The organism is Citrobacter sp. RHB36-C18 (assembly GCF_013814485.1).
GTDB classification, from domain to species: Bacteria; Pseudomonadota; Gammaproteobacteria; order Enterobacterales; family Enterobacteriaceae; genus Citrobacter; species Citrobacter braakii.
Genome location: NZ_CP057125.1, coordinates 782,362 through 808,998, shown reverse-complemented (window position 1 = coordinate 808,998; position 26,637 = coordinate 782,362). Strand labels below are relative to the sequence as shown.

26 protein-coding genes are annotated in these 26,637 nt (G+C 52.0%); 9 read left to right on the top strand and 17 right to left on the bottom strand.

Going from position 1 to position 26,637, the window contains the following annotated elements; all coding sequences use genetic code 11:
* Positions 1-38 precede the first annotated feature (38 nt).
* The 11 genes from HVZ52_RS03925 to tkt all read right to left on the bottom strand — a co-directional run bounded on the left by HVZ52_RS03925 (position 39) and on the right by tkt (position 12,438).
* On the bottom strand, positions 39-899 hold the full coding sequence (locus HVZ52_RS03925) for a small-conductance mechanosensitive channel MscS (protein WP_019077645.1): 861 nt from the start codon (positions 897-899) through the stop codon (positions 39-41).
* A 191-nt stretch (positions 900-1,090) separates the two neighbouring features.
* Positions 1,091-2,170, bottom strand: coding sequence for a class II fructose-bisphosphate aldolase (gene fbaA, locus HVZ52_RS03920; protein ID WP_003027029.1), 1,080 nt, complete (start codon positions 2,168-2,170; stop codon positions 1,091-1,093).
* 88 nt (positions 2,171-2,258) lie between these two features.
* A complete protein-coding gene (gene pgk / locus HVZ52_RS03915; RefSeq protein WP_003027032.1) occupies positions 2,259-3,422 on the bottom strand; it encodes a phosphoglycerate kinase in 1,164 nt (387 codons plus the stop codon).
* A gap of 39 nt (positions 3,423-3,461) precedes the next feature.
* Complete coding sequence (gene epd, locus HVZ52_RS03910) at positions 3,462-4,490, bottom strand: erythrose-4-phosphate dehydrogenase (protein ID WP_016154379.1); 1,029 nt, start codon at positions 4,488-4,490, stop codon at positions 3,462-3,464.
* A gap of 287 nt (positions 4,491-4,777) precedes the next feature.
* Complete coding sequence (locus HVZ52_RS03905) at positions 4,778-5,488, bottom strand: nucleoside/nucleotide kinase family protein (protein ID WP_181598887.1); 711 nt, start codon at positions 5,486-5,488, stop codon at positions 4,778-4,780.
* Positions 5,485-5,994, bottom strand: coding sequence for an MltR family transcriptional regulator (locus HVZ52_RS03900; protein ID WP_016154381.1), 510 nt, complete (start codon positions 5,992-5,994; stop codon positions 5,485-5,487). The genes HVZ52_RS03905 and HVZ52_RS03900 overlap by 4 nt, the downstream gene beginning before the upstream one ends.
* A gap of 15 nt (positions 5,995-6,009) precedes the next feature.
* Positions 6,010-6,981 carry a class II fructose-bisphosphatase gene (glpX, locus tag HVZ52_RS03895; RefSeq protein ID WP_049268789.1) on the bottom strand — a complete coding sequence of 324 codons (972 nt, stop codon included), beginning with the start codon at positions 6,979-6,981 and terminating at the stop codon, positions 6,010-6,012.
* Complete coding sequence (locus HVZ52_RS03890; RefSeq protein WP_016154383.1) at positions 6,978-8,255, bottom strand: zinc-binding dehydrogenase; 1,278 nt, start codon at positions 8,253-8,255, stop codon at positions 6,978-6,980. Before HVZ52_RS03890 ends, glpX begins: the two co-directional genes overlap by 4 nt.
* A gap of 24 nt (positions 8,256-8,279) precedes the next feature.
* Positions 8,280-9,659, bottom strand: a complete 1,380-nt coding sequence (locus HVZ52_RS03885) for a PTS mannitol transporter subunit IICB (RefSeq protein WP_016154384.1) — start codon at positions 9,657-9,659, stop codon at positions 8,280-8,282.
* A 27-nt stretch (positions 9,660-9,686) separates the two neighbouring features.
* Positions 9,687-10,130: a PTS mannitol transporter subunit IIA gene (gene cmtB / locus HVZ52_RS03880; RefSeq protein WP_181598886.1), complete on the bottom strand. Its 444-nt coding sequence runs from the start codon at positions 10,128-10,130 to the stop codon at positions 9,687-9,689.
* 316 nt (positions 10,131-10,446) lie between these two features.
* Positions 10,447-12,438 (bottom strand): transketolase, encoded by a 1,992-nt coding sequence (gene tkt / locus HVZ52_RS03875; protein ID WP_016154386.1) that lies wholly within the window; start codon positions 12,436-12,438, stop codon positions 10,447-10,449.
* A 279-nt stretch (positions 12,439-12,717) separates the two neighbouring features.
* Between tkt and HVZ52_RS03870 the strand changes: the two genes are divergently transcribed.
* Positions 12,718-13,476, top strand: coding sequence for a M48 family metallopeptidase (locus HVZ52_RS03870; protein ID WP_016154387.1), 759 nt, complete (start codon positions 12,718-12,720; stop codon positions 13,474-13,476).
* Positions 13,477-13,587: 111 nt separating this feature from the next.
* Here the strand turns inward: HVZ52_RS03870 and speB are convergent, their stop codons facing one another.
* From speB to HVZ52_RS23145, 5 genes are all read right to left on the bottom strand, one after another.
* Complete coding sequence (speB, locus tag HVZ52_RS03865) at positions 13,588-14,508, bottom strand: agmatinase (RefSeq protein ID WP_016154388.1); 921 nt, start codon at positions 14,506-14,508, stop codon at positions 13,588-13,590.
* Between the two features lie 132 nt (positions 14,509-14,640).
* Positions 14,641-15,372 (bottom strand): hypothetical protein, encoded by a 732-nt coding sequence (locus tag HVZ52_RS03860; protein ID WP_181598885.1) that lies wholly within the window; start codon positions 15,370-15,372, stop codon positions 14,641-14,643.
* A gap of 152 nt (positions 15,373-15,524) precedes the next feature.
* Entirely contained in the window at positions 15,525-17,501 is a 1,977-nt protein-coding gene (speA, locus tag HVZ52_RS03855) for a biosynthetic arginine decarboxylase (protein ID WP_016154389.1), read from the bottom strand.
* An 8-nt stretch (positions 17,502-17,509) separates the two neighbouring features.
* On the bottom strand, positions 17,510-17,641 hold the full coding sequence (gene yqgB, locus HVZ52_RS03850; RefSeq protein ID WP_049041971.1) for an acid stress response protein YqgB: 132 nt from the start codon (positions 17,639-17,641) through the stop codon (positions 17,510-17,512).
* Between the two features lie 91 nt (positions 17,642-17,732).
* Positions 17,733-17,870, bottom strand: a complete 138-nt coding sequence (locus HVZ52_RS23145; RefSeq protein ID WP_269149342.1) for a hypothetical protein — start codon at positions 17,868-17,870, stop codon at positions 17,733-17,735.
* 538 nt (positions 17,871-18,408) lie between these two features.
* Between HVZ52_RS23145 and metK the strand changes: the two genes are divergently transcribed.
* The 8 genes from metK (at position 18,409) to ruvX (ending at position 25,656) form a co-directional block, all read left to right on the top strand.
* The gene (gene metK / locus HVZ52_RS03840) at positions 18,409-19,563 is read left to right on the top strand and encodes a methionine adenosyltransferase (protein WP_003027071.1); all 1,155 of its coding nucleotides are present in this window, start codon (positions 18,409-18,411) and stop codon (positions 19,561-19,563) included.
* A gap of 398 nt (positions 19,564-19,961) precedes the next feature.
* Positions 19,962-21,356 (top strand): galactose/proton symporter, encoded by a 1,395-nt coding sequence (gene galP, locus HVZ52_RS03835; RefSeq protein WP_016154390.1) that lies wholly within the window; start codon positions 19,962-19,964, stop codon positions 21,354-21,356.
* A gap of 77 nt (positions 21,357-21,433) precedes the next feature.
* Positions 21,434-21,931 (top strand): SprT family zinc-dependent metalloprotease, encoded by a 498-nt coding sequence (locus tag HVZ52_RS03830; RefSeq protein WP_016157438.1) that lies wholly within the window; start codon positions 21,434-21,436, stop codon positions 21,929-21,931.
* Positions 21,932-22,025: 94 nt separating this feature from the next.
* A complete protein-coding gene (endA, locus tag HVZ52_RS03825; RefSeq protein ID WP_019077649.1) occupies positions 22,026-22,733 on the top strand; it encodes a deoxyribonuclease I in 708 nt (235 codons plus the stop codon).
* Positions 22,734-22,808: 75 nt separating this feature from the next.
* Positions 22,809-23,540, top strand: coding sequence for a 16S rRNA (uracil(1498)-N(3))-methyltransferase (rsmE, locus tag HVZ52_RS03820; RefSeq protein ID WP_016154393.1), 732 nt, complete (start codon positions 22,809-22,811; stop codon positions 23,538-23,540).
* Between the two features lie 12 nt (positions 23,541-23,552).
* A complete protein-coding gene (gshB, locus tag HVZ52_RS03815) occupies positions 23,553-24,500 on the top strand; it encodes a glutathione synthase (protein ID WP_016154394.1) in 948 nt (315 codons plus the stop codon).
* A 176-nt stretch (positions 24,501-24,676) separates the two neighbouring features.
* Entirely contained in the window at positions 24,677-25,240 is a 564-nt protein-coding gene (locus HVZ52_RS03810) for a YqgE/AlgH family protein (RefSeq protein ID WP_016154395.1), read from the top strand.
* Positions 25,240-25,656, top strand: coding sequence for a Holliday junction resolvase RuvX (ruvX, locus tag HVZ52_RS03805; protein WP_003825428.1), 417 nt, complete (start codon positions 25,240-25,242; stop codon positions 25,654-25,656). The genes HVZ52_RS03810 and ruvX overlap by 1 nt, the downstream gene beginning before the upstream one ends.
* Here the strand turns inward: ruvX and HVZ52_RS03800 are convergent.
* Entirely contained in the window at positions 25,653-26,633 is a 981-nt protein-coding gene (locus HVZ52_RS03800) for a type IV pilus twitching motility protein PilT (RefSeq protein ID WP_103928580.1), read from the bottom strand. The two genes, ruvX and HVZ52_RS03800, sit on opposite strands and share 4 nt — an antisense overlap.
* Positions 26,634-26,637: the final 4 nt, after the last annotated feature.

The window sequence follows — 26,637 nt, the reverse complement described above, 5'->3', positions numbered from 1 at the left end:
AACGCCCGCCTCTCTCTGGCGGGCGTTTTTAGCTGAAGTTACTCGGTCGCGTTCTCTTTCACGCGTTTAAAGTTCACATCCATCTGCGGGTACGGGAAGCTGATACCGTTGGCGTCAAACTCGCGCTTAATACGCTCCAGTACATCCCAGTAGACGCTTTGCAGATCGCTGCTGTTGCTCCAGACGCGTACGACGAAATTAATCGAGGAAGCGCCCAGCTCATTCAGGCGTACCGTCATTTCACGGTCTTTTAGGATGCGATCTTCAGACTGGATGATATCAGTGAGGATTTTTTTCACCTGATCGATATCGGAGTCGTAGGCCACGCCGATAATAAATTCGTTACGACGGACCGGCTCGCGAGAGAAGTTAATGATGTTCCCGGCAATGATTTTACCGTTTGGGATCACCACAATCTTACCGTCTACGGTACGCATAGTTGTGGAGAAAATCTGCACGTTAAGCACGGTTCCCGCAACGCCGCCAAGGTCTACATATTCACCCGCGCGGAACGGACGGAACATCACCAGCAGCACGCCTGCGGCGAGGTTGGACAGCGACCCTTGCAGCGCCAGACCGACAGCTAAACCTGCGGCACCGAGAACGGCGATCACGGAGGCAGTTTGCACCCCAACGCGACCCAGCGCGGCAATCAGCGTGAAAGCGATAATACCGTAGCGCACCAGTGCAGAAAGAAAGTCGGCAACGGTGGCATCAATTTTACGCGCCAGCATCAGGCGGTTAACGGTGTTTGATACGATACGCGCCACGATCATACCGATAATGACAATCGCGAGAGCCGCAACGATGTTGACGGCATAGCTCAACAGTAGCTCCTGATTGCGGACCAGCCAGGTGCCCGCACCGTTTATGCTGTCGACAACATTCAAATCTTCCATTCAATATTCCTTTTTTGCTTACCCAAACGGGAGAAATAAAGCCGCCCTAACGGGACTGGCAACCTGACAAGGGTAAACAATAAACTCAGATTTTGCCAAACAGATCACAGAATTCTCTGTCAGCAGCACATTGAAATGGCAATAAAAAAGGCCCGCATTTGCGGGCCTCATGTCACGTTGGACGGCGTAAATTACAGAACGTCAACCGCGTTCAGTTCTTTGAAAGCCTGTTCCAGACGGGTGATCATAGTTGCCTGACCAGCACGCAGCCATACGCGCGGATCGTAGTATTTCTTGTTCGGCTGATCTTCGCCTTTCGGGTTGCCCAACTGACCCTGCAGGTAAGCTTCGTTTGCTTTGTAGTAGTTCAGAACGCCTTCCCAGGTAGCCCATTGGGTATCGGTGTCGATGTTCATTTTCACTACGCCGTAGCTTACGGAGTCTTTGATTTCCTGAGCAGTAGAACCGGAACCACCGTGGAAGACGAAGTTCAGGCTGTTATGCGGCAGGTTATGTTTCTTAGAAACATAGTCCTGAGAGTCGCGCAGGATGGTCGGGGTCAGAACTACGTTACCCGGCTTGTAAACGCCGTGTACGTTACCGAAGGACGCTGCGATGGTGAAACGCGGGCTGATTTTGCTCAGCTCGGTGTATGCGTAGTCAACGTCTTCCGGTTGGGTGTACAGTGCAGAAGCGTCCATGTGGCTGTTGTCCACGCCGTCTTCTTCACCACCGGTGCAACCCAGTTCGATTTCCAGAGTCATGCCCATTTTGGACATGCGCGCCAGGTATTTGGAGCAGATTTCGATGTTCTCTTCCAGAGACTCTTCAGACAGGTCGATCATGTGAGAAGAGAACAGCGGTTTGCCAGTTGCTGCGAAGTGTTTTTCACCCGCGTCCAGCAGACCGTCGATCCACGGCAGTAGTTTCTTCGCGCAGTGGTCAGTGTGCAGGATAACCGGAACACCATAGTGTTCAGCCATCTGGTGAACGTGATGCGCACCAGAGATAGCACCCAGGATTGCAGCGCCCTGAGGAACGTCAGACTTCACGCCTTTACCCGCGATGAAAGAAGCACCACCGTTGGAGAACTGGACGATTACCGGCGCTTTAACTTTTGCAGCGGTTTCCAGAACGGCGTTGATGGAGTCGGTACCAACGCAGTTAACAGCTGGCAGAGCAAAGTTGTTTTCTTTAGCTACCTGGAAAACTTTCTGTACGTCATCACCAGTGATTACGCCTGGTTTTACGAAATCAAAAATTTTAGACATGTTGCGAGTCCTGTATCTTCGGCCTTGGAAAGGGGGCGCGCTCGACAGCGCGCTAATAATTGGGCAGGTTTCCCTGCCCATCAATGTCTTACTTTTTAGCACGCTCTTCGAGCATGGCTACTGCTGGCAGTACTTTGCCTTCCACGAATTCGAGGAATGCGCCGCCGCCAGTAGAGATGTAGGAGATTTTGTCAGCAATGCCGAACAGGTCGATTGCTGCCAGGGTGTCACCGCCGCCTGCGATAGAGAATGCTTCGCTGTCTGCGATAGCATTAGCAACGATTTCAGTACCTTTGCGGAAGTTCGGGAATTCGAACACGCCAACCGGGCCGTTCCACAGAATGGTTTTCGCATTCTTCAGGATGTCAGCCAGCTGCTGTGCAGAAGCGTCGCCGATATCCAGGATCTGCTCGTCTTCTTTTACATCGCTAACGGATTTAAGCGTAGCCGGTGCAGTTTCAGAGAATTCAGTCGCTACGCGAACGTCAGTCGGGACCGGGATATCGCAAGTCGTCAGCAGACGCTTAGCTTCATCAACCAGGTCAGCTTCGTACAGGGATTTGCCGACGTTGTGGCCTTGAGCAGCAACGAAGGTGTTCGCGATACCACCACCAACGATCAGCTGGTCAGCGATTTTTGACAGAGAGTCCAGAACGGTCAGTTTGGTAGAAACTTTAGAACCACCAACGATAGCCACCATCGGACGAGCAGGTTCTTTCAGCGCTTTACCCAGCGCGTCCAGCTCAGCAGCCAGCAGCGGACCAGCGCAAGCTACGTCGGCGAATTTACCGATACCGTGGGTAGAAGCCTGCGCACGGTGGGCTGTACCGAAAGCGTCCATTACGAATACGTCGCACAGCGCAGCGTATTTTTTGGACAGTGCTTCATCGTCTTTCTTCTCGCCTTTGTTGAAGCGAACGTTTTCCAGAACAACCAGTTCACCGGCAGCGACTTCAACGCCGTCCAGGTAATCTTTTACCAGGCGAACCGGAGCAGACAGTTTGTCTTTCAGGTAGTTAACAACCGGCAGCAGAGAGAATTCTTCGTTGTACTCGCCTTCGGTAGGACGACCCAGGTGGGAAGTTACCATCACTTTAGCACCCTGTTTCAGGGCCAGTTCGATGGTCGGCAGGGAAGCACGGATACGCGCATCGCTGGTTACTTTCCCTTCTTTAACTGGTACGTTCAGGTCCGCACGGATAAAAACGCGTTTACCAGCCAGATCCAGATCGGTCATCTTAATTACAGACATGGTGAATCCTCTCGTTGATTCATAAAGTTTTGTCGACGCTCAAGCGTCGAGCCTGAAACCAATAGCAGCCATCGCTAACGTTGTATCGAGCATACGGTTAGCAAAGCCCCATTCATTATCACACCAGACCAGCGTTTTGATCAGGTGAGCGCCACTCACGCGCGTTTGCGTACCATCAACGATGGCGCTGTGCGGGTCGTGGTTAAAATCTACAGAGACCAACGGTAATTCCGTATAGTCAACTATACCATGAAATGCACCTTGTGCTGCTTTTTGCAGCAACTGGTTGACTTCACTGGCTTTTACTGGTTTTTTCACCGTCACGCTTAAGTCGATCGCCGTCACATTTATGGTCGGTACACGCACCGCAATCGCTTCAAAACGATCGTTAAACTGCGGGAAAATTCGCGTGATGCCCGCCGCCAGTTTGGTATCAACCGGAATAATAGACTGGCTGGCCGCTCGCGTGCGACGCAGGTCAGGATGATAGGCATCAATAACCTGCTGATCGTGCATCGCGGAGTGGATCGTGGTGACGGTACCAGACTCAATGCCGTAAGCATCATCCAGCAATTTAATGACGGGTATTATGCAATTCGTGGTGCAGGAGGCGTTGGAAACGATCCGGTGTTCAGCGCGCAGCTGATCCTGATTAACGCCATACACAACGGTTGCGTCGATGTCGTGACTACCAGGATGTGAAAAGAGCACTTTTTTTGCACCAGCGGCAATATGCGCCTCGCCGTGTTCGCGGTTGCCGAAGACCCCCGTACAATCCAGCACAACGTCGACACTCAGTTCGCGCCAGGGAAGCGCATCGAGCGTTCGCTCATGCAGAATGCGGATCGCGTCATCGCCAACGATGAGCTGGTCACGTTCCTGACGAACATCCCAGGCAAAACGTCCATGGCTGGTGTCATATTTCAACAAATGCGCCATGCCTGCAGCATCCGCCAGTTCGTTGATTGCCACCACGGTGATTTCCGCCCGACGCCCGGATTCATACAAAGCACGAACCACGTTGCGTCCGATGCGACCGAAACCATTAATCGCTACGCGTACGGTCATAGGTCTCCTGCAAGGATTTCTCAGAAACGATGTGGCAGACAGAGTAATGCAGCAAATCGCTCAGGGAAACCTTACCTGTCGCAAACTGCGACTAATTGGTTAATTGTCGAACATTTAATCGACTGAAACGCTTCAGCTAGAATAAGCGAAACGCGGAATAAAAGGAATGATTGTCCAGCCAAAGAAAACAGTTATCTGACGTACATCACATTTTTCCCGCTGAGACCGGGGGAAATTATTCCAGTAAACCGTAATAATCATTACGGCTTAACAGGAATAATTGGCCTTCACGCAATCCGATATTCACCAGATTCCAGCATCTCCAGCGTCAGGTCTCCAGGCAGACTTGCTTCCAGTACCCGATGAACATTCGGTCCGTCGGTACGCTCATAAAACGCCTCAGCGTCAGCTTGTGATAGTCCGCCCGCCAGTTTACGGCCTACCAGTCGTGTACGGAGCGCGTTGGCAGGAGCACGAATAAACAGCGAGTAATCACAAAACTCAGCTAACGCCCGCCACCTTTCATCATCGCGTAATAACCAGTTTCCTTCCACAATCACAATCGGCGCGGTCACTGTTATGGCCGCTTCTACCGGATCGTGTTTTTGCCGGTCGTACTGTGGCCAGGTGCCCTCCCCCTCCCTTATCAGACGTAGATTCTGTGCAAGTTTATCCACATCAAAGGTTTCCGGCGCACCTTTGTATGCTCGCAGGTTATGAGCATCCAGCCAGGTGTTGTAGTGATGGAAGCCATCCATCGGCAGCGTCTGGATCTCCGGCAGGCCAGGATCCTGACGGGAGAGATATTCCCAGAAGGTGGTCAGCGTCGATTTACCCGTACCAGGCGGTGCGCTGAGAAAAACGATCGTTCGTCGCTGCGGGTGAGTGGCGTGTATTTTTGCCAGCTGTTGTAATAACGGTTTGTGGACGTTCTCTATCTCATCATCACGGTAATGTGCTTCAACCTGTAGCCCATTCACCGTTAGTTTGATTTTCACGGCGTTAATTCCTTTAAAATCGCCGTCACTGCCAGCGTCATTGCCGTCTTGACCATTGCGCTAAAGCGCACTTCGGACCACGCAGCAAAGTCGGCAAATTTCATCGACTCCAGCGCACCGTAGAGCGTTGCGTTGCGGGTGATACTGTTCACGTTGCTGACAAAATCCCAGGTAATGTCATCGGCAAAACCGGGGATATTATCCTGCTCATTCAGATACTGATAAAACTGAGAGAAATGGGTGATGTCGGCATAAAGCCATTTATCCATTTTTCCCAACGCATAAATCAGACGTAACGCAACGTCGATATCGTCAAGCGGTCCACTCTGGGCGAGTAACGGCTTCACTGCATATTCCACGATCTCTTCATCGTTATTAACGAACAGCGACGGTAGAAAGCGCTTAATGCCCTGGAGCAAAATGTTATGTGCCGTCGTCATAAACGAGAGTAAATTATTTTGAGCATCCAGTTGCTCAAGCACATCGTCTTCTGTCAGCGTCGTCATTCGTTTCTCGATAAATCACCATGAATGCAGAGAGTCTATTATATTACACGTTCGATCCGCGCCGCCGATCAGTAAAGTTTGCGTGCGCACACCATTCGCAACCTGTTGGATCCCTTTCACAAGATCGCCACCCGTGACTCCTGTCGCGCTGAAGAGGATCTTATTTCCCCCTACCAGTTCGTCCAGCGCGTAGATCCGGTTGATCGCAACGCCCATTTCCGCGCAGCGCTGATGTTCCTGTGCCGCAATCAGACGATTATCTGCGTTATTTCCTTTCGCTTCACAAAAATCAATCAGTTCAGCCTGCATATCGCCCCCCAGCGCTTTAACCGCACAGGCTGAAATAACCCCTTCAGGCGCGCCGCCAATGGTATACATCAGATCATAAGGATTCTCCTGCATACAGGCCAGCACGCTGGCGGCCACGTCACCATCGGGCAGAGCAAAGACCTTGACGCCAAGCCGTGTCGCCTCGGCAATCGCTGGTTGAAGGCGCGGCTTATCCAGCGTCACCATCCGTAGTCGCTCCAGCGGTTTACCCAACGCCTCTGCCACATTACGCAGATTATCTGCCAACGGCAGCGCCAGATTAATCGCCCCTTTCGCAAACCGATTAACAACCAGTTTTTTCATGTACATATCAGGAGCGTGTAACAAACTGCCGCGAGGGGCAAACGCCATGACGGCCAGCGCATTGCTTTGCCCCATAGCCACCATTCGGGTTCCTTCGATAGGATCAACGGCGATATCTACCTCAGGTCCGGTGCCGGTTCCCACTTCCTCACCAATCCACAGCATCGGGGCTTGATCAATCTCCCCTTCGCCAATAACGATGCGTCCGCGAATGGCAATACTGTTCAATGCTTCCCGCATTGCCGTCACAGCCAGACCATCAATTTTGTTTTTATCGCCGCACCCGGTTTGCGGCCAGGCTGCCAGCGCAGCCTGCTCCGTGATACGAAATAGCGGCCATGCCAGCGACATCATATCGCCGCCTCCCCGATATCAACGCCAAAGTGTGCCAAAAGGTATTTTTCTGCCTTTTCATTCCAGATACCGTGCGTCTCCTCCACCAGCAGCGCCAGTTCTTTGAATAATGGGTCAGTTTTCCCTTTCTCGGCAAAATCAGCAATGGCAGTTAGTGGCATGGTAACGCCGTTATATATCAGCTTCTTACCGCCGGGGATCGCCGGTAAATTCAATACAGTTTCCGGAACGGCATCAAGGCCGCCAATGTGCGTCACCATAAACGACGGTTGCAGTTGGCCAGTTGCACTGAGCGCAATGGCCTCTTTCATATCATCCGTTGAACCACCGGATGTCCCGACAACGTGAGTGCTGTTGTAGTGCACGTTATAAAAATTAAACGGCACTTTGAAGTTACTGTCCGTAGGGCCGGCAAAAAAATTCAGGCAACCATCTTCCGCGAGTAAATCATCAGCCATCTCAACAACTGCAGGCACTGCCGCATACACAAAGACATCATCAAAACCTGCGTCATGAGTTAACGCTCGCAGCATCGCTGTCGGAGAATCCATGCCAGTAGTATTCACATAGATGAGCTCAATCCCCTTTTCTGCCGCCAGCTCAACGGGCAACAGTTTTTTAGCCTGCGCCAGTCGTGCTTCGTCAATGTCGACCACCACCACGCGCGACGGCTGAATATTCCCGTTAATGGCATAATCTATTGCACCAATACCCATCGGCCCGGCGCAGGCCAGAAGCGCAATGTTCCCCCCTGGCTTAATCCCCATGCGATGCTCATAAACGTAAGGCGTGGTGTGAAAATTCGCGTTATACGCGCCAATAATACAGCACATCGGTTCTGCCAATGAGGCGGCGGCAAAATAAGAGCCGTGGTAAGGCAAAACGCATCCCAGGTTAATCGCCACTTCCGGGATAATCATATATGTCGCATTGCCGCCAAAATATTCATAGCTGTATCCCGCTGAATATCCACTTGGCAATCCCATCGCGGGTTGCAACACAAAACGCTGACCTTTCTTATATTTATCCGTCAGGTTTTTCCCCACCTCAACAATGATACCAGCACATTCATGTCCGGTAATAACCGGATGATTTTCCAGATCGTCCGGTACGCGTTTATGATCGCTCCCCAATGCTGCTGCTTTCCAGGTGGACAAACAAACGCTATCGGATATTACGCTTACTAACAATTCATTATCTGTAATTGCAGGCAGTTCAAACTCGCGGATACGAATATCCTGCTTGCCATATATGGCAGCAACTTTCGTTTTCATATTCACTCCAAAAATAGAAGAAGGCTAGTTCGCAGTAATGCGTTTAAATAAATCATCCAACAATGGGTCACCAATATAGTTCTTAATCAGCACTAATGGCTTTTCACTTACACGTTTAACACGACCTTCAAGACTGGCATGGGTGACAATAATATCGGCATCTTGCGGAACGTTTTCGATAGCATAATGCGTCACAGTAATATTCAATCCCGCTTTCTCCAGACGCTTACGAAACGTGGTTGCCCCCATAGCACTGGAACCCATTCCTGCATCACAGACAAAAGCGACGCGTTTAATGTTTTTATAAGAGAATTTCCCTTCCTGCTTCATCGCTTTGACGGTTCTGGCTGATTCAGCAAAGTCATCTTCACTTTCTGTTTCAACGTTCTTTTCCATTTTCAGGATGACAGAGGTAATAACAAAAGTAACAACGGTTCCCGCGGTAACTCCTGCAATGGTCGCGAGGAAAGAACCTTTCGGCGTTAATGCCAGATAAGCGAATATGGATCCTGGGCTTGGCCCCGCAACTAACCCACCGTCCAGCAGGTGGAATACCCACGTCCCGGTCATTCCCCCGGCAATCATCGCGATCAGGGTCAGAGGCTTCATCAGCACATACGGGAAATACAGTTCATGAATACCACCGAGGAAGTGGATAATCATGGCGCCTGGCGCAGACTTTTTACTCATCCCTTTGCCAAAGATAGCAAAGCCGAGTAACAAACCTAATCCCGGCCCTGGGTTAGATGCCACCATGAAGAAAATTGATTTTCCCGTTTCAGAAGCTTGCTGCATCCCCAGCGGATAATACACCCCCTGATCGATGGCATTGTTCAGAAAGAGGATTTTTGCCGGCTCATTGATTACGGATAGCAACGGCAGATAGCCCGCATGAACCAACGCTTCAATACACTCCTTCACGAAATTATTGGCAATGAGAACCGCCGGGCCGATAACTTCAAACCCCAGCAAGCATAAAAGCATTCCCGCAATACCAAGAGAGAAATTATTGATAACCATCTCGAAGCCTGCAGGAATGCGTTTTTCCAGCAGACGGTCGATATGCTTAATCACCCAACCGCCAAGCGGCCCCATTACCATCGCGCCAAGGAACATCGGGATATCCGCGCCCACAATAACGCCAATAGAACCAATGCCCCCCATTACCGCACCGCGTTTCCCGCCAACCAGATGTCCCCCTGTGGAGCCAATCATGACGGGCAGTAAATAGGTAATCATCGGACCGACAATTTTGGCGAAATGCTCATTCGGCATCCAACCAGTAGGAATAAATAATGCGGTAATAAAACCCCAGGCAATAAATGCGCCGATGTTGGGAATGACCATTGCAGTCAAAAACCCACCAAAAGCCTGGACTTTGGCACGAGCAGACTTGTTTTCCATAATAATGTCCTGAAAGGAAACCGTTAATTATGCTTGAGCGATAATATCCGCCAATTGTTTTTCTGATTTAGCCGCTAACAAAGCGGTTAGTGCTTCCTCTTCACATAATAATTCGCTTAAGGCCTGAATAGCGCCAATGTGTGAATCAGCATTAGCCGCCGACAATCCGATTAATAATCTGATACCTTCATCATCTTCGGCAAATTTCACTTCCTGTTTGAGAAGCGTTAATGACATACCGGTTTTTAACGCGCCACACTCCGGTCGAGCGTGCGGCATGGCGACGCCTGGCGCTAAAATATAATAAGGACCATTGTTAGTCGTTGAGTCTTTAATGGCCTGAATATAATCTGAATTGACATATTGATTGGCGAGTAAGGATGACATAGAAAAGTCAATTGCCTCCTGCCAGTTCTTTGCTGAATTTTTTATTGAGATAGATGATTCGGGAAAGTAATCAATCAGCCGCATACATTTTCCTTATTTTATTTTTAGGGTACGAGTTAGCGTTAAAAATAAAATACGCGCACGGCAAAATGAAATCAATCGAGGAGAAAACTACATACAGCGCAGAATGTTTTTTGGTGATGCCTTTAAAAACAATGGATTGAGAAAAGAAATATAAAAATCAACAGCAATAATGTGATTCAAGCTGCAAATATAAAACATCACTAAATATCATATTTGTGATGCAAATCTACATTTTCAGGTTGCGCACGATCAAATAAATTTACTTACTTTAAAAAAACGGGCCGCATAAGCGACCCGTTTTCACCTGTAATCAAAATTACAGCAGTTCTTTTGCTTTCGCGACAACGTTGTCGACAGTGAAGCCAAACTCTTCAAACAGCAGCTCAGCCGGTGCAGACTCACCAAAGGTAGTCATACCAACGATAGCGCCGTTCAGGCCCACGTATTTGAACCAGTAGTCTGCGATACCCGCTTCCACTGCAACACGTGCGGAAACAGCTTTCGGCAGTACAGACTCGCGATAAGCGGCATCCTGTTTGTCGAACGCGTCGGTAGACGGCATGGAAACCACGCGCGCTTTAACGCCTTCAGCGGTCAGTTTGTCCCAGGCAGCCACAGCCAGCTCAACTTCAGAACCGGTAGCGATGAAGATCAGTTCCGGCTGACCGGCGCAATCTTTCAGCACGTAACCACCGCGCGCAATGTTCGCCAGCTGCTCTTCGGTACGTTCCTGCTGTGCCAGGTTCTGGCGGGAGAGGATCAGCGCGGTCGGACCGTCCTGACGCTCTACTCCGTATTTCCATGCAACGGCAGATTCAACCTGGTCACACGGACGCCAGGTGCTCATGTTCGGGGTCACGCGCAGCGAAGCTACCTGCTCTACCGGCTGGTGAGTCGGGCCATCTTCGCCCAGACCGATGGAGTCGTGGGTATAGACCATCACCTGACGCTGTTTCATCAGCGCAGCCATACGCACCGCGTTACGGGCATATTCCACAAACATCAGGAAGGTGGAGGTGTACGGCAGGAAGCCACCGTGCAGGGAGATACCGTTAGCGATAGCGGTCATACCGAATTCACGTACACCGTAATGGATGTAGTTACCGGCAGTATCTTCGTTGATAGCTTTAGAACCAGACCACAGAGTCAGGTTACTTGGTGCCAGGTCAGCGGAGCCGCCGAGGAATTCAGGCAGCAGAGGACCAAACGCTTCAATCGCGTTCTGAGACGCTTTGCGGCTGGCGATTTTCGCCGGGTTAGCCTGCAGCTTAGCGATGAACTCGTTCGCTTTTGCGTCGAAGTCAGACGGCATTTCACCTTTCATACGACGGGTGAATTCAGCGGCTTCCTGCGGGAAGGCTTTCGCATAAGCAGCGAACTTCTCGTTCCATGCAGCTTCTTTTGCCTGGCCTGCTTCTTTCGCATCCCACTGCGCGTAGATTTCAGACGGAATTTCAAACGGCGCGTATTTCCAGCCCAGCTGTTCGCGGGTCAGTGCGATTTCTGCATCACCCAGCGGCGCACCGTGAGAGTCGTGGGTACCGGCTTTATTCGGGGAACCGAAACCGATGATGGTTTTGCACATCAGCAGGGACGGTTTGTCGGTCACAGCGCGAGCTTCTTCAACTGCGCGCTTAATCGCGTCAGCATCGTGACCATCAACGCCACGAACCACGTGCCAGCCGTAAGCTTCGAAACGCTTAGCGGTGTCATCGGTGAACCAGCCTTCAACGTGGCCATCGATAGAGATGCCGTTGTCATCGTAGAACGCTACCAGTTTACCCAGCTTCAGCGTACCGGCCAGGGAACATACCTCGTGAGAGATACCTTCCATCATGCAGCCGTCGCCCATGAAAGCATAGGTGAAGTGGTCAACGATGTCGTGACCAGGACGGTTAAACTGCGCCGCCAGCGTTTTTTCGGCGATAGCCATACCCACAGCATTCGCAATGCCCTGACCCAGAGGACCGGTAGTGGTTTCAACACCCGCGGTGTAACCCACTTCCGGGTGACCCGGAGTTTTGGAATGCAGCTGACGGAAGTTCTGCAGCTCGGACATCGGCAGATCGTAGCCGGTGAGGTGCAGCAGGCTGTAAATCAGCATGGAGCCGTGGCCGTTGGACAGCACGAAGCGGTCACGGTCAGCCCAGGACGGGTTAGTCGGGTTGTGGTTCAGGAAATCACGCCACAGGACTTCGGCAATGTCAGCCATACCCATCGGGGCACCCGGGTGACCGGATTTGGCTTTCTGTACTGCGTCCATGCTCAGCGCACGAATAGCATTGGCAAGCTCTTTACGTGAGGACATTTTGACTCCAGATCGGATAATGAAGGCTGAGCCCTTAACGACTTGACGACAGCGCGTTTTGGGCTACGCCGGAAAAAAGTGCCAACAATGTAACCCAAGCCGCGTGTCATGTACATGGAGCATCCTTTTACCGCTTCAGAAATCTCTGGATCATGCGCGCAAGTTGCGCAATCTTCTCGCCCGCTGAATGTTCTTTTCTTTATACTTAGGCCGAGCGTCGGTTTACCTGCAAACGACGCATTTTTTAGAATAATCCTGACTTTGTGCGGAAGAGAAAAAATGAAAATTCGCGCTTTACTGCTTGCTACGAGCATGGCGGCGGCATTGACCGGCTGCCAGAACATGGACTCAAACGGACTGCTTTCTTCTGGCGCAGAGGCTTTTCAGGCCTATAGTCTGAGCGATACTCAGGTAAAAGCGCTGAGCGATCAGGCCTGTAAAGATATGGACAGCAAGGCTACTATCGCCCCTGCCAGCAGCGAGTACGCAACGCGTCTTGGCAAAATCGCCGCCGCGCTTGGCGACAACATTAACGGCCAGCCGGTGAACTACAAAGTCTATATGGCGAAAGATGTGAATGCCTTTGCCATGGCGAACGGTTGTATCCGCGTGTACAGCGGCCTGATGGACATGATGACCGATAACGAAGTCGAAGCGGTGATCGGCCACGAAATGGGCCACGTCGCGCTGGGTCACGTGAAAAAAGGCATGCAGGTCGCGCTGGGCACTAACGCCGTACGTGCAGCAGCGGCTTCCGCTGGCGGCATTGTCGGCAGCCTGTCGCAGTCGCAATTGGGCGATCTTGGCGAGAAACTGGTGAACTCGCAGTTCTCCCAGCGTCAGGAATCCGAAGCGGATGATTACTCGTATGATTTGTTGCGCAAACGTGGGATCAATCCGGCAGGACTGGCCACCAGCTTTGAGAAACTGGCTAAACTGGAAGCAGGACGCCAAAGCTCAATGTTTGACGATCACCCGGCATCTGCAGAACGTGCGCAACACATTCGCGATCGCATGAGCGCAGACGGGATAAAATAATCCTCGAACAGTGCCGGATGGTGGCGTGAACGCCTTATCCGGCCTACAAATTCAGCAATAATGTAGGCCGGACTAGCGTCAGCGACATCCGGCAAAATAGTCCGAAACCCGTTATTCGCCTTTCTTCGCCGCCTGGATATACAGCATTTCCAGTGCCAGCGTAGCCGCCGCCAGCGCGGTGATCTCTGACTGATCGTAGGCCGGAGCCACTTCCACCACATCCATCCCGACGATATTCAGATCTTTCAGACCACGTACCAGCTTGATCGCGCGATCGGAAGTCAGACCGCCGATCACGGGCGTACCGGTTCCAGGAGCAAACGCCGGATCGAGGCAGTCGATATCAAAGGTCAGATACACCGGCATATCACCAACAATCTGCTTAACCTGGGCGATGATGTCATCTACGCCGCGATCGTTCACCTGGCAAGCATCCAGCACGGTAAAGCCGTTATCTTTGTCGAACTCTGTACGAATACCGATCTGCACAGAGTGATTCGGATCGATCAGACCTTCATTCGGCGCAGTGTAGAACATGGTACCGTGGTCGAATTCACAGCCGTTAGCGTAGGTGTCGGTGTGGGCATCAAAGTGCACCAGCGCCATTTTACCAAAGTGTTTAGCGTGCGCGCGCAGGAGCGGCAGCGTGACGAAGTGGTCACCGCCGAAAGAGAGCATGCGCTTACCGGCAGAAAGCAACTTCTCAGCATGTGCCTGCAGTTTTTCACTCATTTCACGGGCATCACCGAACGCATAAACCAGATCGCCGCAGTCCACCACGTTCAGGCGCTCGCGCATATCGAAGTCCCACGGGAAGCGATTGTGTTCCCACGCCAGGTTAGTGGAAACCTGACGGATCGCAGCCGGACCATGACGACCGCCCGCGCGGCCAGACGTTGCCATATCAAACGGTACGCCGGTGATCACCCAATCGGCGTCGCTGTCGTACGGCATGAAGTTCATCGGCAGACGCAAAAAACCAAAGGCGTTAGAAACCAGGGAGTTGTCGTATTGATGACCTAAGGTGCTCATGGCAAAAACCTCATATTCGTCGGTATAAAAAAACCCTTCCGCGTCGTTAGGCCCGACGAGGAAGGGTTAGATTTTTTAAAACAGATTTTGTGTAATTATCGCCTTAAAACTTCCCCGCTTCAAGCAGCGCTTTTATTGACGACATGGCGGCGGGGCATAACCATTACTGTCCGCCGGGAATGCCTGCGCAGAGCAAGGCGGGAGCGTTTTAACGACCAGGCCCTGCAAAGCAAATGCGGCGAAACCAATCACTCCGATGTTGCGCCTGTCACCCTGCGCAGAGTTAGCGGCGTAGGAGTTTGAAGCATCAGAAAACCGAAATTCGGCTTCAGTATACTTATCTTTTCTGAACCCTTTGATTGCCAGCGAATCTCCCGCATTAACAATATAACCGCTGTTATTCAGCGAACCAGGTTTGCCGTTAAGTACATCAAGCCCATCTACAGTCGCGACGATTTCATAGTTCGTATCTCGACTGTGATTGCGCACATACAATTGATAATTTGTCCCCACCCTGGCTGGAAGACTATATTGCCATTGCCCAACAGAAGAGTTGTAAAGACGGGTAATAGGGATAGAATTAAAATTAGCATCGCGAACAGCATATTCCAAATCACTAATGCGTATGCTGTATACTCTATCGTAACCCGTCGAATACTTTGCAGAATAATTTATTAATATGACTTCGGCAGGGTCGCGCTCCGCACGTTCTACAGATACGCCCGTTACCGTTGAGTGCACGTCGCCGCCCCAGGCCGTTCCCACGCCTGGCGAAGGTGCACTGCTATAATATGCGGGCACGGAACAGCCACCAGCAAGTAAAAAAATTACGGCAAAAAACACGTTCCACTTAAATCCCTTCATCTCGATTCCTTTTCTGTTTCCGAGTTATTACATCGGCAACAGTAGAGTTCTAAAAAGATAAAAGAAAGAGTTGCCACCATATTTCAGATTTCATTAATAAAAAAAGAGCCGGTTTATATAAATAAGCCGGCTCTCAAGCAGATATATCTTAATTACTCGTCTTCGAGATAGGTATATCCGTACAGACCTGCCTCAAACTCTTCGAGGAACTGCTGCTGCAACTCGGTATCCAGATCGGTGTTTTTCACCTGGTCACGGAACTGCGTTAGCAGGGTGTTCGGATCCAACTGCACGTATTGCAGCATATCCGCCACGGTATCCCCTTCGTCAGACAGCTCAACTTCCACGCTGCCGTCAGGGAAGACGAACACGTCAACCGCTTCGGTATCACCGAACAGGTTGTGCATGTTACCAAGGATCTCCTGGTACGCACCCACCATAAAGAAGCCCAGCATCGGCGGGTTCTCCGGGTCGTATTCCGGCATCGGCATGGTGGTCGCAATGCCGTCACCATCAACATAGTGGTCGATAGCGCCATCAGAGTCACAGGTGATATCCAGCAGCACCGCACGGCGCTCAGGAGCCTTGTTCAGCCCTTCCAGCGGCATCACCGGGAACAGTTGATCGATCCCCCACGCATCCGGCATCGACTGGAACAGCGAGAAGTTGACGTAAATCTTATCCGCCATACGCTCCTGCAACTCGTCGATAATCGGACGGTGCGCGCGGTTGCTCGGGTCGAGTTGTTTTTGCACATCGTGACACATGTTCAGATAGAGCTGTTCTGCCCACGCGCGTTCCTGCAGGCTAAAGGTGCCTGAAGAGTACCCAACGTGAATATCGTGCAGATCCATCTGGCTGTCGTGCAGCCATTCACGCAGCGAACGACGGGTTCCCGGCTCATGCATCTCTTGCCAGGTTTCCCACATGCTTTGCAGGGCACGCGGCGCATCGTCAGCCGGAGGCGTTGCTTCGGTATGCTCGCTACGCTCAACGCCGATAATATTAGACACCAGCACGGTATGATGCGCGGTAACAGCGCGACCGGATTCGGTAATTACCGTCGGGTGCGGCAGACCGTGCTCTTCACAGGCGTCGCCAATGGCCCAGATGATGTTGTTCGCGTATTCGTTCAGGCCGTAGTTTACGGAGCAGTCAGACTGCGAACGGGTACCTTCGTAGTCCACGCCCAGGCCACCGCCCACGTCGAAGCACTGGATATTTACGCCAAGCTTGTGCAGCTCAACGTAGAAACGCGCCGACTCACGTACGCCGGTGGCAATATCACGAATGTTCGCCATCTGTGAGCCGAGGTGGAAGTGCAGCAACTGAATACTGTCCAGACGACCGCGCTCGCGCAGCATTTCTACCAGTTGCAGCACCTGGTTTGCCGCCAGGCCAAATTTCGATTTCTCTCCGCCGGAGGACTGCCATTTGCCGGAACCCTGCGACGCCAGACGCGCACGCACGCCCAGACGCGGAACAACATTCAGTCGTTCAGCTTCATCCAGCACGATAGCGATTTCAGACATCTTCTCGATGACCAGATAGATCTTATGGCCCATCTTTTCGCCAATTAGCGCCAGGCGGATGTATTCGCGGTCTTTATAGCCGTTACACACGATCACGCTGCGGGTCATTCCAGCATGAGCCAGAACGGCCATCAGTTCAGCTTTAGAACCGGCTTCCAGCCCCAGCGGTTCGCCGGAGTGGATCAGCGATTCAATCACGCGACGGTGCTGGTTAACCTTGATCGGGTAAACGAGGAAATAGTCACCGTTGTAGCCGTAAGACTCACGGGCGCGCTTAAACGCGGCGTTAATCGAACGCAGACGGTGTTGCAGGATCTGCGGGAAGCAGAACAATGCAGGCAAACGCTGGCCCTGCGCTTCACGGGCTTTCACCAACTCAGCAAGGTCAACGCGCGCTTCTGGTACGTCGGGATCCGGGCACACGCTGATGTGGCCCAGTTCATTGACGTCATAGTAGTTATTACCCCACCAGGCAATATTGTAAGTACGCAGCATCTTGCTGGCTTCCTGGGAACTCATTGCAACCTCCTGCATGGAGCGTAGTACACCGTGTTCGCCTGCTGACGAAGGCGAACCCAAAGAAATGTCGTCAGACATAGCGAACCTCAAATTTTATTAACAAGTGTAAAACAGTTGACTACTATCGCAATCCGAAGACGCGATAACAACCCAAATACAGGCAGAATTTCCAGCAGATAGTGCTGACGCTCCGACTGTGCGACCGGTTTCTTTTTCATATCAATGTAAACACGTAACCGAACTTAATGCTGACGGTTCGGCGAAACCACGAGAAAACTCTTGTTTACCAAGAGCGCCCTTGTTCAGTTCTTAGTGACCGTTGCCGGCCCTGGAGTCCTGAGAAGCGCCGAGATGGGTATAACATCGGCAGGTATGCAAGATGCAGATTGCGGGGGACATATGTACACCAGAACGGTGCGACAGATTCAGCAGAATACAACGGTTCATTATCTCGTATCACCTCCACGGTTGCTCCTGACGGAACGAACCCATAAGCCAAAGCTAAAGTTTTAACCCGGCTGGAAGTGGCAACACGATGAAAACGTCGTGTGCTTTTTTGTCTATCCTCAATAAATCGAGTTGCGGGAAGGCGGCAACGCAGTGAATCCCCGGGCGCTTACAGGAGTAAGTGACTGGGCGAGTATTGCCAACGCACATGCAACTTGAAGTATGACGGATATGAGCCGCGCGCCGCGTTTTATACCGACAACAGTACGAAAAAGCAAAAGATAAATACGCGCATTGCCAGCACCGTCAGGAAAAATTTCCAGTTACATTTTCAGTACAATGCGAGCTCAATCAAAAAAAGCTGGAAATCAGGCGCAGAACCGACTTAAAATAGCCGTCCAGATGTTAATCCATCTATACCGATTAACACTCAGACTGCCAGTGTCCGTCATCTGCAGACTCATGGTAGAATCTTCTACACATGGCTATTCCACTCGACAGTTTGAGCTAACTACATTCTCCTTAGGTGAAATTAAATATGGCAAAACACCTTTTTACGTCCGAGTCCGTATCAGAAGGGCATCCTGACAAAATCGCTGACCAAATCTCTGATGCCGTGCTGGATGCAATCCTGGAGCAGGATCCGAAAGCACGCGTTGCCTGCGAAACCTACGTCAAAACCGGCATGGTTTTAGTTGGCGGTGAGATCACCACCAGCGCATGGGTTGATATCGAAGAGATCACCCGTAACACGGTTCGCGAAATTGGCTATGTGCATTCCGACATGGGCTTTGATGCCAACTCTTGTGCGGTACTTAGCGCGATTGGTAAACAGTCTCCGGACATCAACCAAGGTGTTGACCGTGCGGATCCGCTGGAACAGGGCGCAGGCGACCAGGGTCTGATGTTTGGTTATGCAACCAACGAAACCGACGTGCTGATGCCAGCCCCGATTACCTATGCTCACCGTCTGGTGCAGCGTCAGGCTGAAGTGCGTAAAAACGGCACCTTATCCTGGCTGCGCCCGGATGCAAAAAGCCAGGTAACCTTCCAGTATGACGACGGTAAAATCGTCGGTATTGATGCGGTTGTTCTGTCGACTCAGCACTCTGAAGATATCGATCAGAAATCGCTGCAAGAAGCCGTTATGGAAGAGATCATCAAGCCGGTACTGCCGACTGAATGGCTGACAGCTTCAACCAAGTTCTTCATCAACCCAACTGGTCGTTTCGTTATCGGCGGTCCAATGGGTGACTGCGGTCTGACGGGTCGTAAAATCATCGTTGATACCTACGGCGGCATGGCCCGTCACGGCGGCGGCGCATTTTCTGGTAAGGATCCGTCTAAAGTTGACCGTTCCGCAGCTTATGCAGCCCGCTACGTAGCGAAAAACATCGTTGCCGCTGGCCTGGCTGACCGTTGTGAGATTCAGGTTTCCTACGCAATCGGCGTGGCTGAACCGACCTCTATCATGGTGGAAACGTTCGGTACTGAAAAAGTGCCTTCAGAACAGCTGACCCTGCTGGTGCGTGAGTTCTTCGACCTGCGCCCGTATGGCCTGATTCAGATGCTGGATCTGCTGCACCCGATTTACAAAGAAACCGCCGCTTACGGTCACTTTGGTCGCGAACATTTCCCATGGGAAAAAACCGACAAAGCCGCCCTGCTGCGTGAAGCTGCCGGTCTGAAGTAATTCCCCGACGGCTCAATGCTTATGAAGACCAGCCTCGTGCTGGTCTTTTTTTATGTCATTTGCTCTCCCATCCCCCATCGCTATAACCACGCTAATTTCATTTGCTTCAATAACAAATGAAAGCGATTACATAGCACGGTATTTCTATCCACCTTGAATTCACATCTCTTCGTTACCAGCATTGCATCACTGTTACATCATATTTCAGCATTGTCTTAAAATCAGCCAATCAACTTTATTCTATAATAATAAATAATGTTAACTTTCAACTCATTAAACAATAATCCACATGAATGCCAGTGTAACCGATTACACTAATGTGATGTGATTCGCATTTTTTTACCCCGTACTCACCTACCCTTAACATCAACAAAACTAGCTACCCAACGGAGGGCATCATGCCTGACAATAAAAAGACGGGGCATTCCAACAAAGCCATGACATTTTTTGTCTGCTTCCTGGCAGCCCTGGCTGGATTACTTTTTGGCCTGGATATCGGTGTTATTGCCGGTGCTTTACCATTCATCACCGACGAGTTCCAAATTACCCCACACACTCAGGAATGGGTGGTGAGTTCCATGATGTTTGGTGCGGCAGTGGGCGCCGTCGGCAGCGGTTGGCTCTCCTTCAAGCTGGGGCGTAAAAAAAGCCTGATGATCGGCGCAATCCTGTTTGTTGCCGGTTCGCTGTTCTCCGCCGCAGCGCCAAACGTTGAAGTGCTGCTGGTTTCGCGCGTGCTGCTCGGCCTGGCAGTCGGCGTTGCGTCTTATACCGCACCGTTGTACTTGTCCGAAATCGCCCCGGAAAAAATTCGCGGCAGCATGATTTCTATGTATCAGTTAATGATCACCATCGGTATTTTAGGTGCGTATCTTTCCGATACGGCATTTAGCTACAGCGGCGCATGGCGCTGGATGCTGGGCGTGATCATCATCCCTGCCCTTTTACTGCTGGTTGGCGTCATCTTCCTGCCGGACAGCCCGCGTTGGTTTGCGGCTAAACGTCGTTTTGTCGATGCCGAACGCGTTCTGTTGCGTCTGCGTGACACCAGCGCTGAAGCCAAACGCGAGCTGGATGAAATTCGTGAAAGCCTGCAAGTGAAGCAGAGCGGCTGGGCGTTGTTTAAAGAAAACAGCAACTTCCGCCGCGCGGTTTTCCTTGGCGTCCTGTTACAGGTGATGCAGCAGTTCACCGGGATGAACGTCATTATGTATTACGCGCCAAAAATCTTTGAGCTGGCGGGTTACACCAACACCACCGAACAGATGTGGGGGACCGTTATTGTCGGTCTGACCAACGTGCTGGCAACCTTTATCGCCATTGGCCTGGTTGACCGCTGGGGCCGTAAACCTACGCTGATCCTCGGCTTTATCGTCATGGCCGTCGGTATGGGCGTGCTGGGTACAATGATGCACGTGGGTATTCACTCGCCAGCCGCACAATACTTCGCAGTGCTGATGCTGCTAATGTTTATCGTTGGCTTTGCGATGAGCGCCGGTCCGCTGATTTGGGTACTGTGCTCTGAAATCCAGCCGCTGAAAGGCCGCGATTTCGGCATCACCTGCTCTACCGCAACTAACTGGATTGCCAACATGATTGTCGGCGCAACCTTCCTGACGATGCTGAACTCGCTGGGCAGCGCCAACACCTTCTGGGTCTACGGTGGCCTGAACGTACTGTTCATCTTCCTGACCCTGTGGCTGATCCCTGAAACTAAAAACGTCTCTCTGGAACACATTGAACGTAACCTGATGAAAGGTCGTAAACTGCGCGAAATTGGCGCACACGACTAATCTCGTTAGGCTTCCTCCCCCGTGGGAGGGAGCCTTCCTCTTGCAGTCCCTTCCCTGTCGCACTATCCTCTGGCGTTATGAAAACCTCCCGTCTCCCGATCGCCATCCAGCAAGCCGTTATGCGCAGCCTGCGGGAAAAACTCGCTCAGGCCAATCTCAAGCTCGAACGCCAATACCCGGAACCAAAGCTGGTTTACCAACAGCGCGGAACCGCCGCGGGTACCGCGTGGCTACAAACCTACGAAATTCGTCTTAACCCAGTTTTGCTGATGGAGAATGTTGACGCGTTCGTTAACGAAGTGGTGCCCCATGAACTGGCGCATCTACTGGTGTGGAAACACTTTGGCCGCGTACCGCCGCACGGGAAAGAGTGGAAATGGATGATGGAGAGCGTGCTGGGCGTACCGGCCCGGCGCACGCATCAGTTTGAGCTGCAATCCGTGCAGCGTAAGACCTTTACATACCGCTGTAAGTGTCAGGAGCACCAACTGACCGTCCGCCGCCATAACCGCGTTGTACGCGGCGAAGCCACCTACCGCTGCGTTCACTGCGGTGAACCGCTGGTTGCAGAATAATCTTCAGAATTATCAGGAACTTTTCTGATCTAACTGATTGCATACAGGAATGACTTTCGCTACGTTGCGGGCTCGTTTTGACACGGAGTTCGTGATGTACCGTAATCTTTCTTTTGCTGCGGCCCTGTTAGCCGCTGCGTTTTCAGGCTCGGTTTTAGCCGAAGGCATCAACAGTTTTTCTCAGGCAAAAGCAGCGGGCGTTAAAGTTAACGCCGATGCGCCAGGCGATTTCTATTGCGGATGTAAAATTAATTGGCAAGGAAAAAAAGGGGTCGTTGACCTCGAATCCTGCGGCTATAAAGTGCGAAAAAATGAAAACCGCGCCAGTCGAATTGAATGGGAACACGTTGTCCCCGCCTGGCAATTTGGTCATCAGCGCCAGTGCTGGCAGGACGGAGGGCGTAAAAACTGCGCTAAAGATCCGGTCTATCGCAAAATGGAAAGCGATATGCATAACCTGCAGCCCGCGGTGGGTGAGGTCAATGGCGATCGCGCAAACTTTATGTACAGCCAGTGGAACGGTGGTGAAGGCCAATATGGACAATGCACCATGAAGGTTGACTTCAAAGAGAAAGTTGCCGAGCCGCCAGCCCGCGCCCGTGGCGCCATCGCGCGTACCTATTTTTACATGCGCGACCAATACAACCTGACGCTCTCCCGCCAGCAAACTCAGCTTTTTAATGCCTGGAATAAGCAGTATCCGGTCACCGATTGGGAGTGTGAGCGCGACGAACGCATTGCGAAGGTTCAGGGGAACCATAACCCCTATGTGCAACACGCTTGCCAGGCGCAAAAGAGCTAACCTACACTAGCAGCAATATTTTTTAACCATGCCCTGGCCTTTTGCAGCCCAGGGCCATGACGCGGATGTTTAACTATGCGCATTCCTCGCATTTATCACCCTGAGCCACTCACTTCCGGCAGCCAAATTTCACTGTGTGAAGATGCAGCCAACCATATCGGCCGCGTGCTGCGTATGGGACCAGGCCAGGCGCTACAGCTGTTTGATGGCAGCAATCAGGTATTCGACGCCGAAATCACCCACGCCAGTAAGAAAAGCGTGGACGTGAAGGTGCTTAACGCTGAACTCGACGATCGAGAATCGCCGCTGCACATCCACCTGGGCCAGGTGATGTCGCGGGGTGAAAAAATGGAATTTACTATCCAAAAATCGATTGAACTGGGTGTAAGCCTCATTACGCCACTTTTTTCTGAGCGCTGCGGCGTTAAACTGGACAGCGAACGCCTGAACAAGAAGCTCCAGCAGTGGCAGAAAATCGCCATTGCCGCCTGCGAACAGTGCGGTCGTAATCGGGTGCCTGAAATTCGCCCGGCGATGGATCTGGAAGCGTGGTGCGCCGAACAGGATGAAGGTCTGAAACTGAACCTGCATCCCCGCGCCAGCGCCAGCATCAATACGCTGCCGCTCCCGGTGGAACGCATCCGCTTGCTGATTGGCCCCGAAGGTGGGCTGTCGGCAGATGAAATTGCCATGACCGCACGATATCAATTTACTGATATTCTGTTAGGACCTCGCGTTCTGCGTACTGAGACAACTGCGCTCACCGCCATCACCGCGCTACAGGTGCGTTTTGGCGATCTGGGCTAACGGAGAAGAACAATGATCAAGCTCGGCATCGTGATGGATCCCATCGCAAGCATCAATATCAAGAAAGATTCCAGCTTCGCTATGCTGCTGGAAGCGCAACGTCGCGGTTACGAAATTCATTATATGGAAATGGCCGATCTCTATCTGATCAACGGTGAAGCCCGCGCCCGTACGCGTACCCTGAGCGTAGAGCAGAACTACGACAAATGGTATGAGTTCAATAGCGAGCAAGATCTCCCGCTGGCAGATCTGGACGTCATTCTGATGCGTAAGGATCCGCCGTTTGATACCGAGTTCATCTACGCAACCTATATTCTGGAACGTGCAGAGGAGAAAGGGACGCTAATCGTTAACAAACCGCAGAGCCTGCGCGATTGTAACGAGAAGCTGTTCACCGCATGGTTTGCCGACCTGACACCGGAAACGCTCGTCACGCGTAACAAAGCGCAGCTGAAAGCCTTCTGGCAAAAACACAGCGACATCATTCTCAAACCGCTGGACGGCATGGGCGGCGCATCTATTTTCCGCGTCAAGGAAGGCGATCCGAACCTTGGCGTTATTGCCGAAACACTGACCGAGCACGGTACCCGTTATTGCATGGCGCAGAACTATCTGCCGGCAATTAAAGACGGTGATAAACGCGTGCTGGTGGTCGATGGCGAACCCGTTCCGTACTGCCTGGCGCGTATTCCACAAGGCGGCGAAACCCGTGGCAACCTGGCAGCCGGCGGTCGTGGCGAGCCGCGTCCATTAACCGACAGCGACTGGGAAATTGCACGTCGCATTGGGCCAACGCTGAAAGCAAAAGGTTTGATTTTTGTCGGTCTGGATATCATTGGCGACCGTCTGACGGAAATTAACGTCACCAGCCCAACCTGTATTCGTGAAATTGAAGCGGAGTTCCCGGTTTCGATTACCGGTATGCTGATGGACGCCATCGAGGCACGTTTGCAGAAATAAATAAGTTGCCGGATGGCGATGCCTTCGCGTCTTATCCGGCCTACATTCGCACCCCGTAGGCCGGATAAGGCAAAGCCGCCATCCGGCAAAGCTATCTTCAGAGGGTGACATCTTCGCGCTTTGCCCACATACTGGGCTCTGTTGCTTTTTTGAACCAGGAAACAGAACCTCTGACAATGAATTTACAGCATCACTTTCTAATTGCCATGCCTGCTCTCCAGGATCCGATTTTCCGCCGTTCCGTGGTGTATATCTGTGAACACAATGAGAACGGAGCAATGGGGATTATCGTCAATAAGCCTCTGGAAAACTTACAAATTGAAGGGATTCTGGAAAAGCTAAAGATTACTCCAGAAGCACGCGATCCTGCCATTCGTCTGGACAAACCGGTGATGCTCGGCGGCCCGCTGGCGGAAGACCGTGGATTTATTCTACACACCCCGCCGTCACGCTTTGCCTCCAGTATTCGCATTTCAGATAACACTATCATCACGACCTCCCGCGATGTACTTGAAACCCTGGGTACGCAGGAGCAGCCATCCGAAGTGCTGGTTGCGCTGGGCTATTCATCATGGGAAAAAGGTCAACTGGAACAAGAGCTACTGGATAACGCCTGGCTCACTGCTCCCGCAGACCTCAACATCTTATTTAAAACGCCGATTGCCGACCGCTGGCGCGATGCGGCGAAGCTTATCGGGATTGATATTCAGACCATGCCTGGCGTGGCGGGACACGCCTGATGAGCGGAACATTACTCTCTTTTGATTTTGGTACGAAAAGTATCGGCGTCGCGGTTGGTCAACGCATTACCGGTACGGCGAGACCCTTGCCCGCCATCAAAGCACAGGACGGTACGCCAGACTGGAGTTTGATTGAACGCCTGCTAAAAGAGTGGCAGCCGGACGAAATCATTGTCGGCCTGCCACTCAACATGGATGGCACTGAACAACCCCTTACTGCGCGCGCACGCAAATTCGCTAACCGCATTCACGGTCGCTTTGGCGTAACCGTAACGCTGCACGATGAACGTTTGAGCACCGTCGAAGCCCGCTCAGGCCTGTTTGAGCAAGGCGGATACCGGGCGTTGAATAAAGGCAAAGTAGATTCCGCTTCTGCCGTTATTATCCTTGAAAGCTATTTCGAGCAGGGCTACTAAAGTCGCCCCTGCGCCTGGCGCTGCTGCTGACTTTGTGCAAACGTCTGCATACCTGTCTGCTGCCCGGTTTGAATCACACCGGGTAGCTGATGCGTTTTCCCTTCGCGGATCAAATTGCCCACGGCGGGAGTGTTGACGAGCAGTTCGAATAGCGCCACGCGTCCTCCCTGCTTATCTTCCTCCAGCTTTTGCGAAAGTACCGCCCGCAGGCTGTCTGCCAGCTGGTTACGCACCGGATCTTTCTCCTGAGCGGGAAAGGTGTCCACCAGCCGCGCGATGGCCTGCGCCGCCCCTCGCGTATGTAAGGTTGCCAACACCAGATGCCCGGTCTCCGCTGCCGTTAAGGCCAAACGAATAGTTTCCACGTCGCGCAGCTCGCCCAGCAAAATGACGTCGGGATCTTCGCGTAACGCGCCGCGCAAACCGGCAGCAAAAGAAGCGCAGTGTACGCCCACCTCCCGCTGTTGAATAAGACAACGCTGGCTGGTGTAGCGATATTCAATCGGATCTTCCAGCGTCAGAATATGCCCCGCAATATGTTGATTAAGGTACTCCACCATCGCCGCTAGGGTGGTTGATTTACCGCTGCCGGTGGCTCCAGTGACCAGAACTAATCCATTTTCACCGTGCAGCAGTTCAGGTATGGCCTCCGGGGTCTGAAGATCGTCTAAACGAGGACATTCAAGCGGTAGCAATCTTAGCGCCAGCGAGGTTCCCTGCTGATGAGCAAATGCGCTGGCGCGTAGACGCCGGGAGTCCGCCAGCGTAAGGGCAAAATCAATCTGCCCCTGTTCCCGCCACTGTACCTGTTGTTGCTCACTGAGCCAGCACGTCAGCAGATTCTCCACGTCAGGGGGAGTAAATGGTGCTATTTCGACTTTTCCACCTATGCGCCAGCGCGCAGGCCATGCATTGCACAGGTGTAGATCCGACACGTTATGCTTTACACTAAGGGCCACTATTTCTTCCATATTCATATGA

What these genes read in the sequence shown, in the direction of transcription:
- speA (WP_016154389.1), bottom strand. Translation starts at nt 17,501, where the DNA reads ATGTCTGACGACATTTCTTTGGGTTCGCCTTCGTCAGCAGGCGAACAC.
- HVZ52_RS03885 (WP_016154384.1), bottom strand. Translation starts at nt 9,659, where the DNA reads ATGGAAAACAAGTCTGCTCGTGCCAAAGTCCAGGCTTTTGGTGGGTTT.
- glpX (WP_049268789.1), bottom strand. Translation starts at nt 6,981, where the DNA reads ATGATGTCGCTGGCATGGCCGCTATTTCGTATCACGGAGCAGGCTGCG.
- HVZ52_RS03860 (WP_181598885.1), bottom strand. Translation starts at nt 15,372, where the DNA reads ATGAAGGGATTTAAGTGGAACGTGTTTTTTGCCGTAATTTTTTTACTT.
- speB (WP_016154388.1), bottom strand. Translation starts at nt 14,508, where the DNA reads ATGAGCACCTTAGGTCATCAATACGACAACTCCCTGGTTTCTAACGCC.
- HVZ52_RS23145 (WP_269149342.1), bottom strand. Translation starts at nt 17,870, where the DNA reads ATGAACCGTTGTATTCTGCTGAATCTGTCGCACCGTTCTGGTGTACAT.
- HVZ52_RS03830 (WP_016157438.1), top strand. Translation starts at nt 21,434, where the DNA reads ATGAAAACCTCCCGTCTCCCGATCGCCATCCAGCAAGCCGTTATGCGC.
- HVZ52_RS03800 (WP_103928580.1), bottom strand. Translation starts at nt 26,633, where the DNA reads ATGAATATGGAAGAAATAGTGGCCCTTAGTGTAAAGCATAACGTGTCG.
- tkt (WP_016154386.1), bottom strand. Translation starts at nt 12,438, where the DNA reads ATGTCCTCACGTAAAGAGCTTGCCAATGCTATTCGTGCGCTGAGCATG.
- epd (WP_016154379.1), bottom strand. Translation starts at nt 4,490, where the DNA reads ATGACCGTACGCGTAGCGATTAATGGTTTCGGTCGCATCGGACGCAAC.
- galP (WP_016154390.1), top strand. Translation starts at nt 19,962, where the DNA reads ATGCCTGACAATAAAAAGACGGGGCATTCCAACAAAGCCATGACATTT.
- ruvX (WP_003825428.1), top strand. Translation starts at nt 25,240, where the DNA reads ATGAGCGGAACATTACTCTCTTTTGATTTTGGTACGAAAAGTATCGGC.
- HVZ52_RS03870 (WP_016154387.1), top strand. Translation starts at nt 12,718, where the DNA reads ATGAAAATTCGCGCTTTACTGCTTGCTACGAGCATGGCGGCGGCATTG.
- metK (WP_003027071.1), top strand. Translation starts at nt 18,409, where the DNA reads ATGGCAAAACACCTTTTTACGTCCGAGTCCGTATCAGAAGGGCATCCT.
- endA (WP_019077649.1), top strand. Translation starts at nt 22,026, where the DNA reads ATGTACCGTAATCTTTCTTTTGCTGCGGCCCTGTTAGCCGCTGCGTTT.
- rsmE (WP_016154393.1), top strand. Translation starts at nt 22,809, where the DNA reads ATGCGCATTCCTCGCATTTATCACCCTGAGCCACTCACTTCCGGCAGC.
- HVZ52_RS03925 (WP_019077645.1), bottom strand. Translation starts at nt 899, where the DNA reads ATGGAAGATTTGAATGTTGTCGACAGCATAAACGGTGCGGGCACCTGG.
- HVZ52_RS03810 (WP_016154395.1), top strand. Translation starts at nt 24,677, where the DNA reads ATGAATTTACAGCATCACTTTCTAATTGCCATGCCTGCTCTCCAGGAT.
- yqgB (WP_049041971.1), bottom strand. Translation starts at nt 17,641, where the DNA reads ATGAAAAAGAAACCGGTCGCACAGTCGGAGCGTCAGCACTATCTGCTG.
- fbaA (WP_003027029.1), bottom strand. Translation starts at nt 2,170, where the DNA reads ATGTCTAAAATTTTTGATTTCGTAAAACCAGGCGTAATCACTGGTGAT.
- HVZ52_RS03900 (WP_016154381.1), bottom strand. Translation starts at nt 5,994, where the DNA reads ATGACGACGCTGACAGAAGACGATGTGCTTGAGCAACTGGATGCTCAA.
- gshB (WP_016154394.1), top strand. Translation starts at nt 23,553, where the DNA reads ATGATCAAGCTCGGCATCGTGATGGATCCCATCGCAAGCATCAATATC.
- cmtB (WP_181598886.1), bottom strand. Translation starts at nt 10,130, where the DNA reads ATGCGGCTGATTGATTACTTTCCCGAATCATCTATCTCAATAAAAAAT.
- pgk (WP_003027032.1), bottom strand. Translation starts at nt 3,422, where the DNA reads ATGTCTGTAATTAAGATGACCGATCTGGATCTGGCTGGTAAACGCGTT.
- HVZ52_RS03890 (WP_016154383.1), bottom strand. Translation starts at nt 8,255, where the DNA reads ATGAAAACGAAAGTTGCTGCCATATATGGCAAGCAGGATATTCGTATC.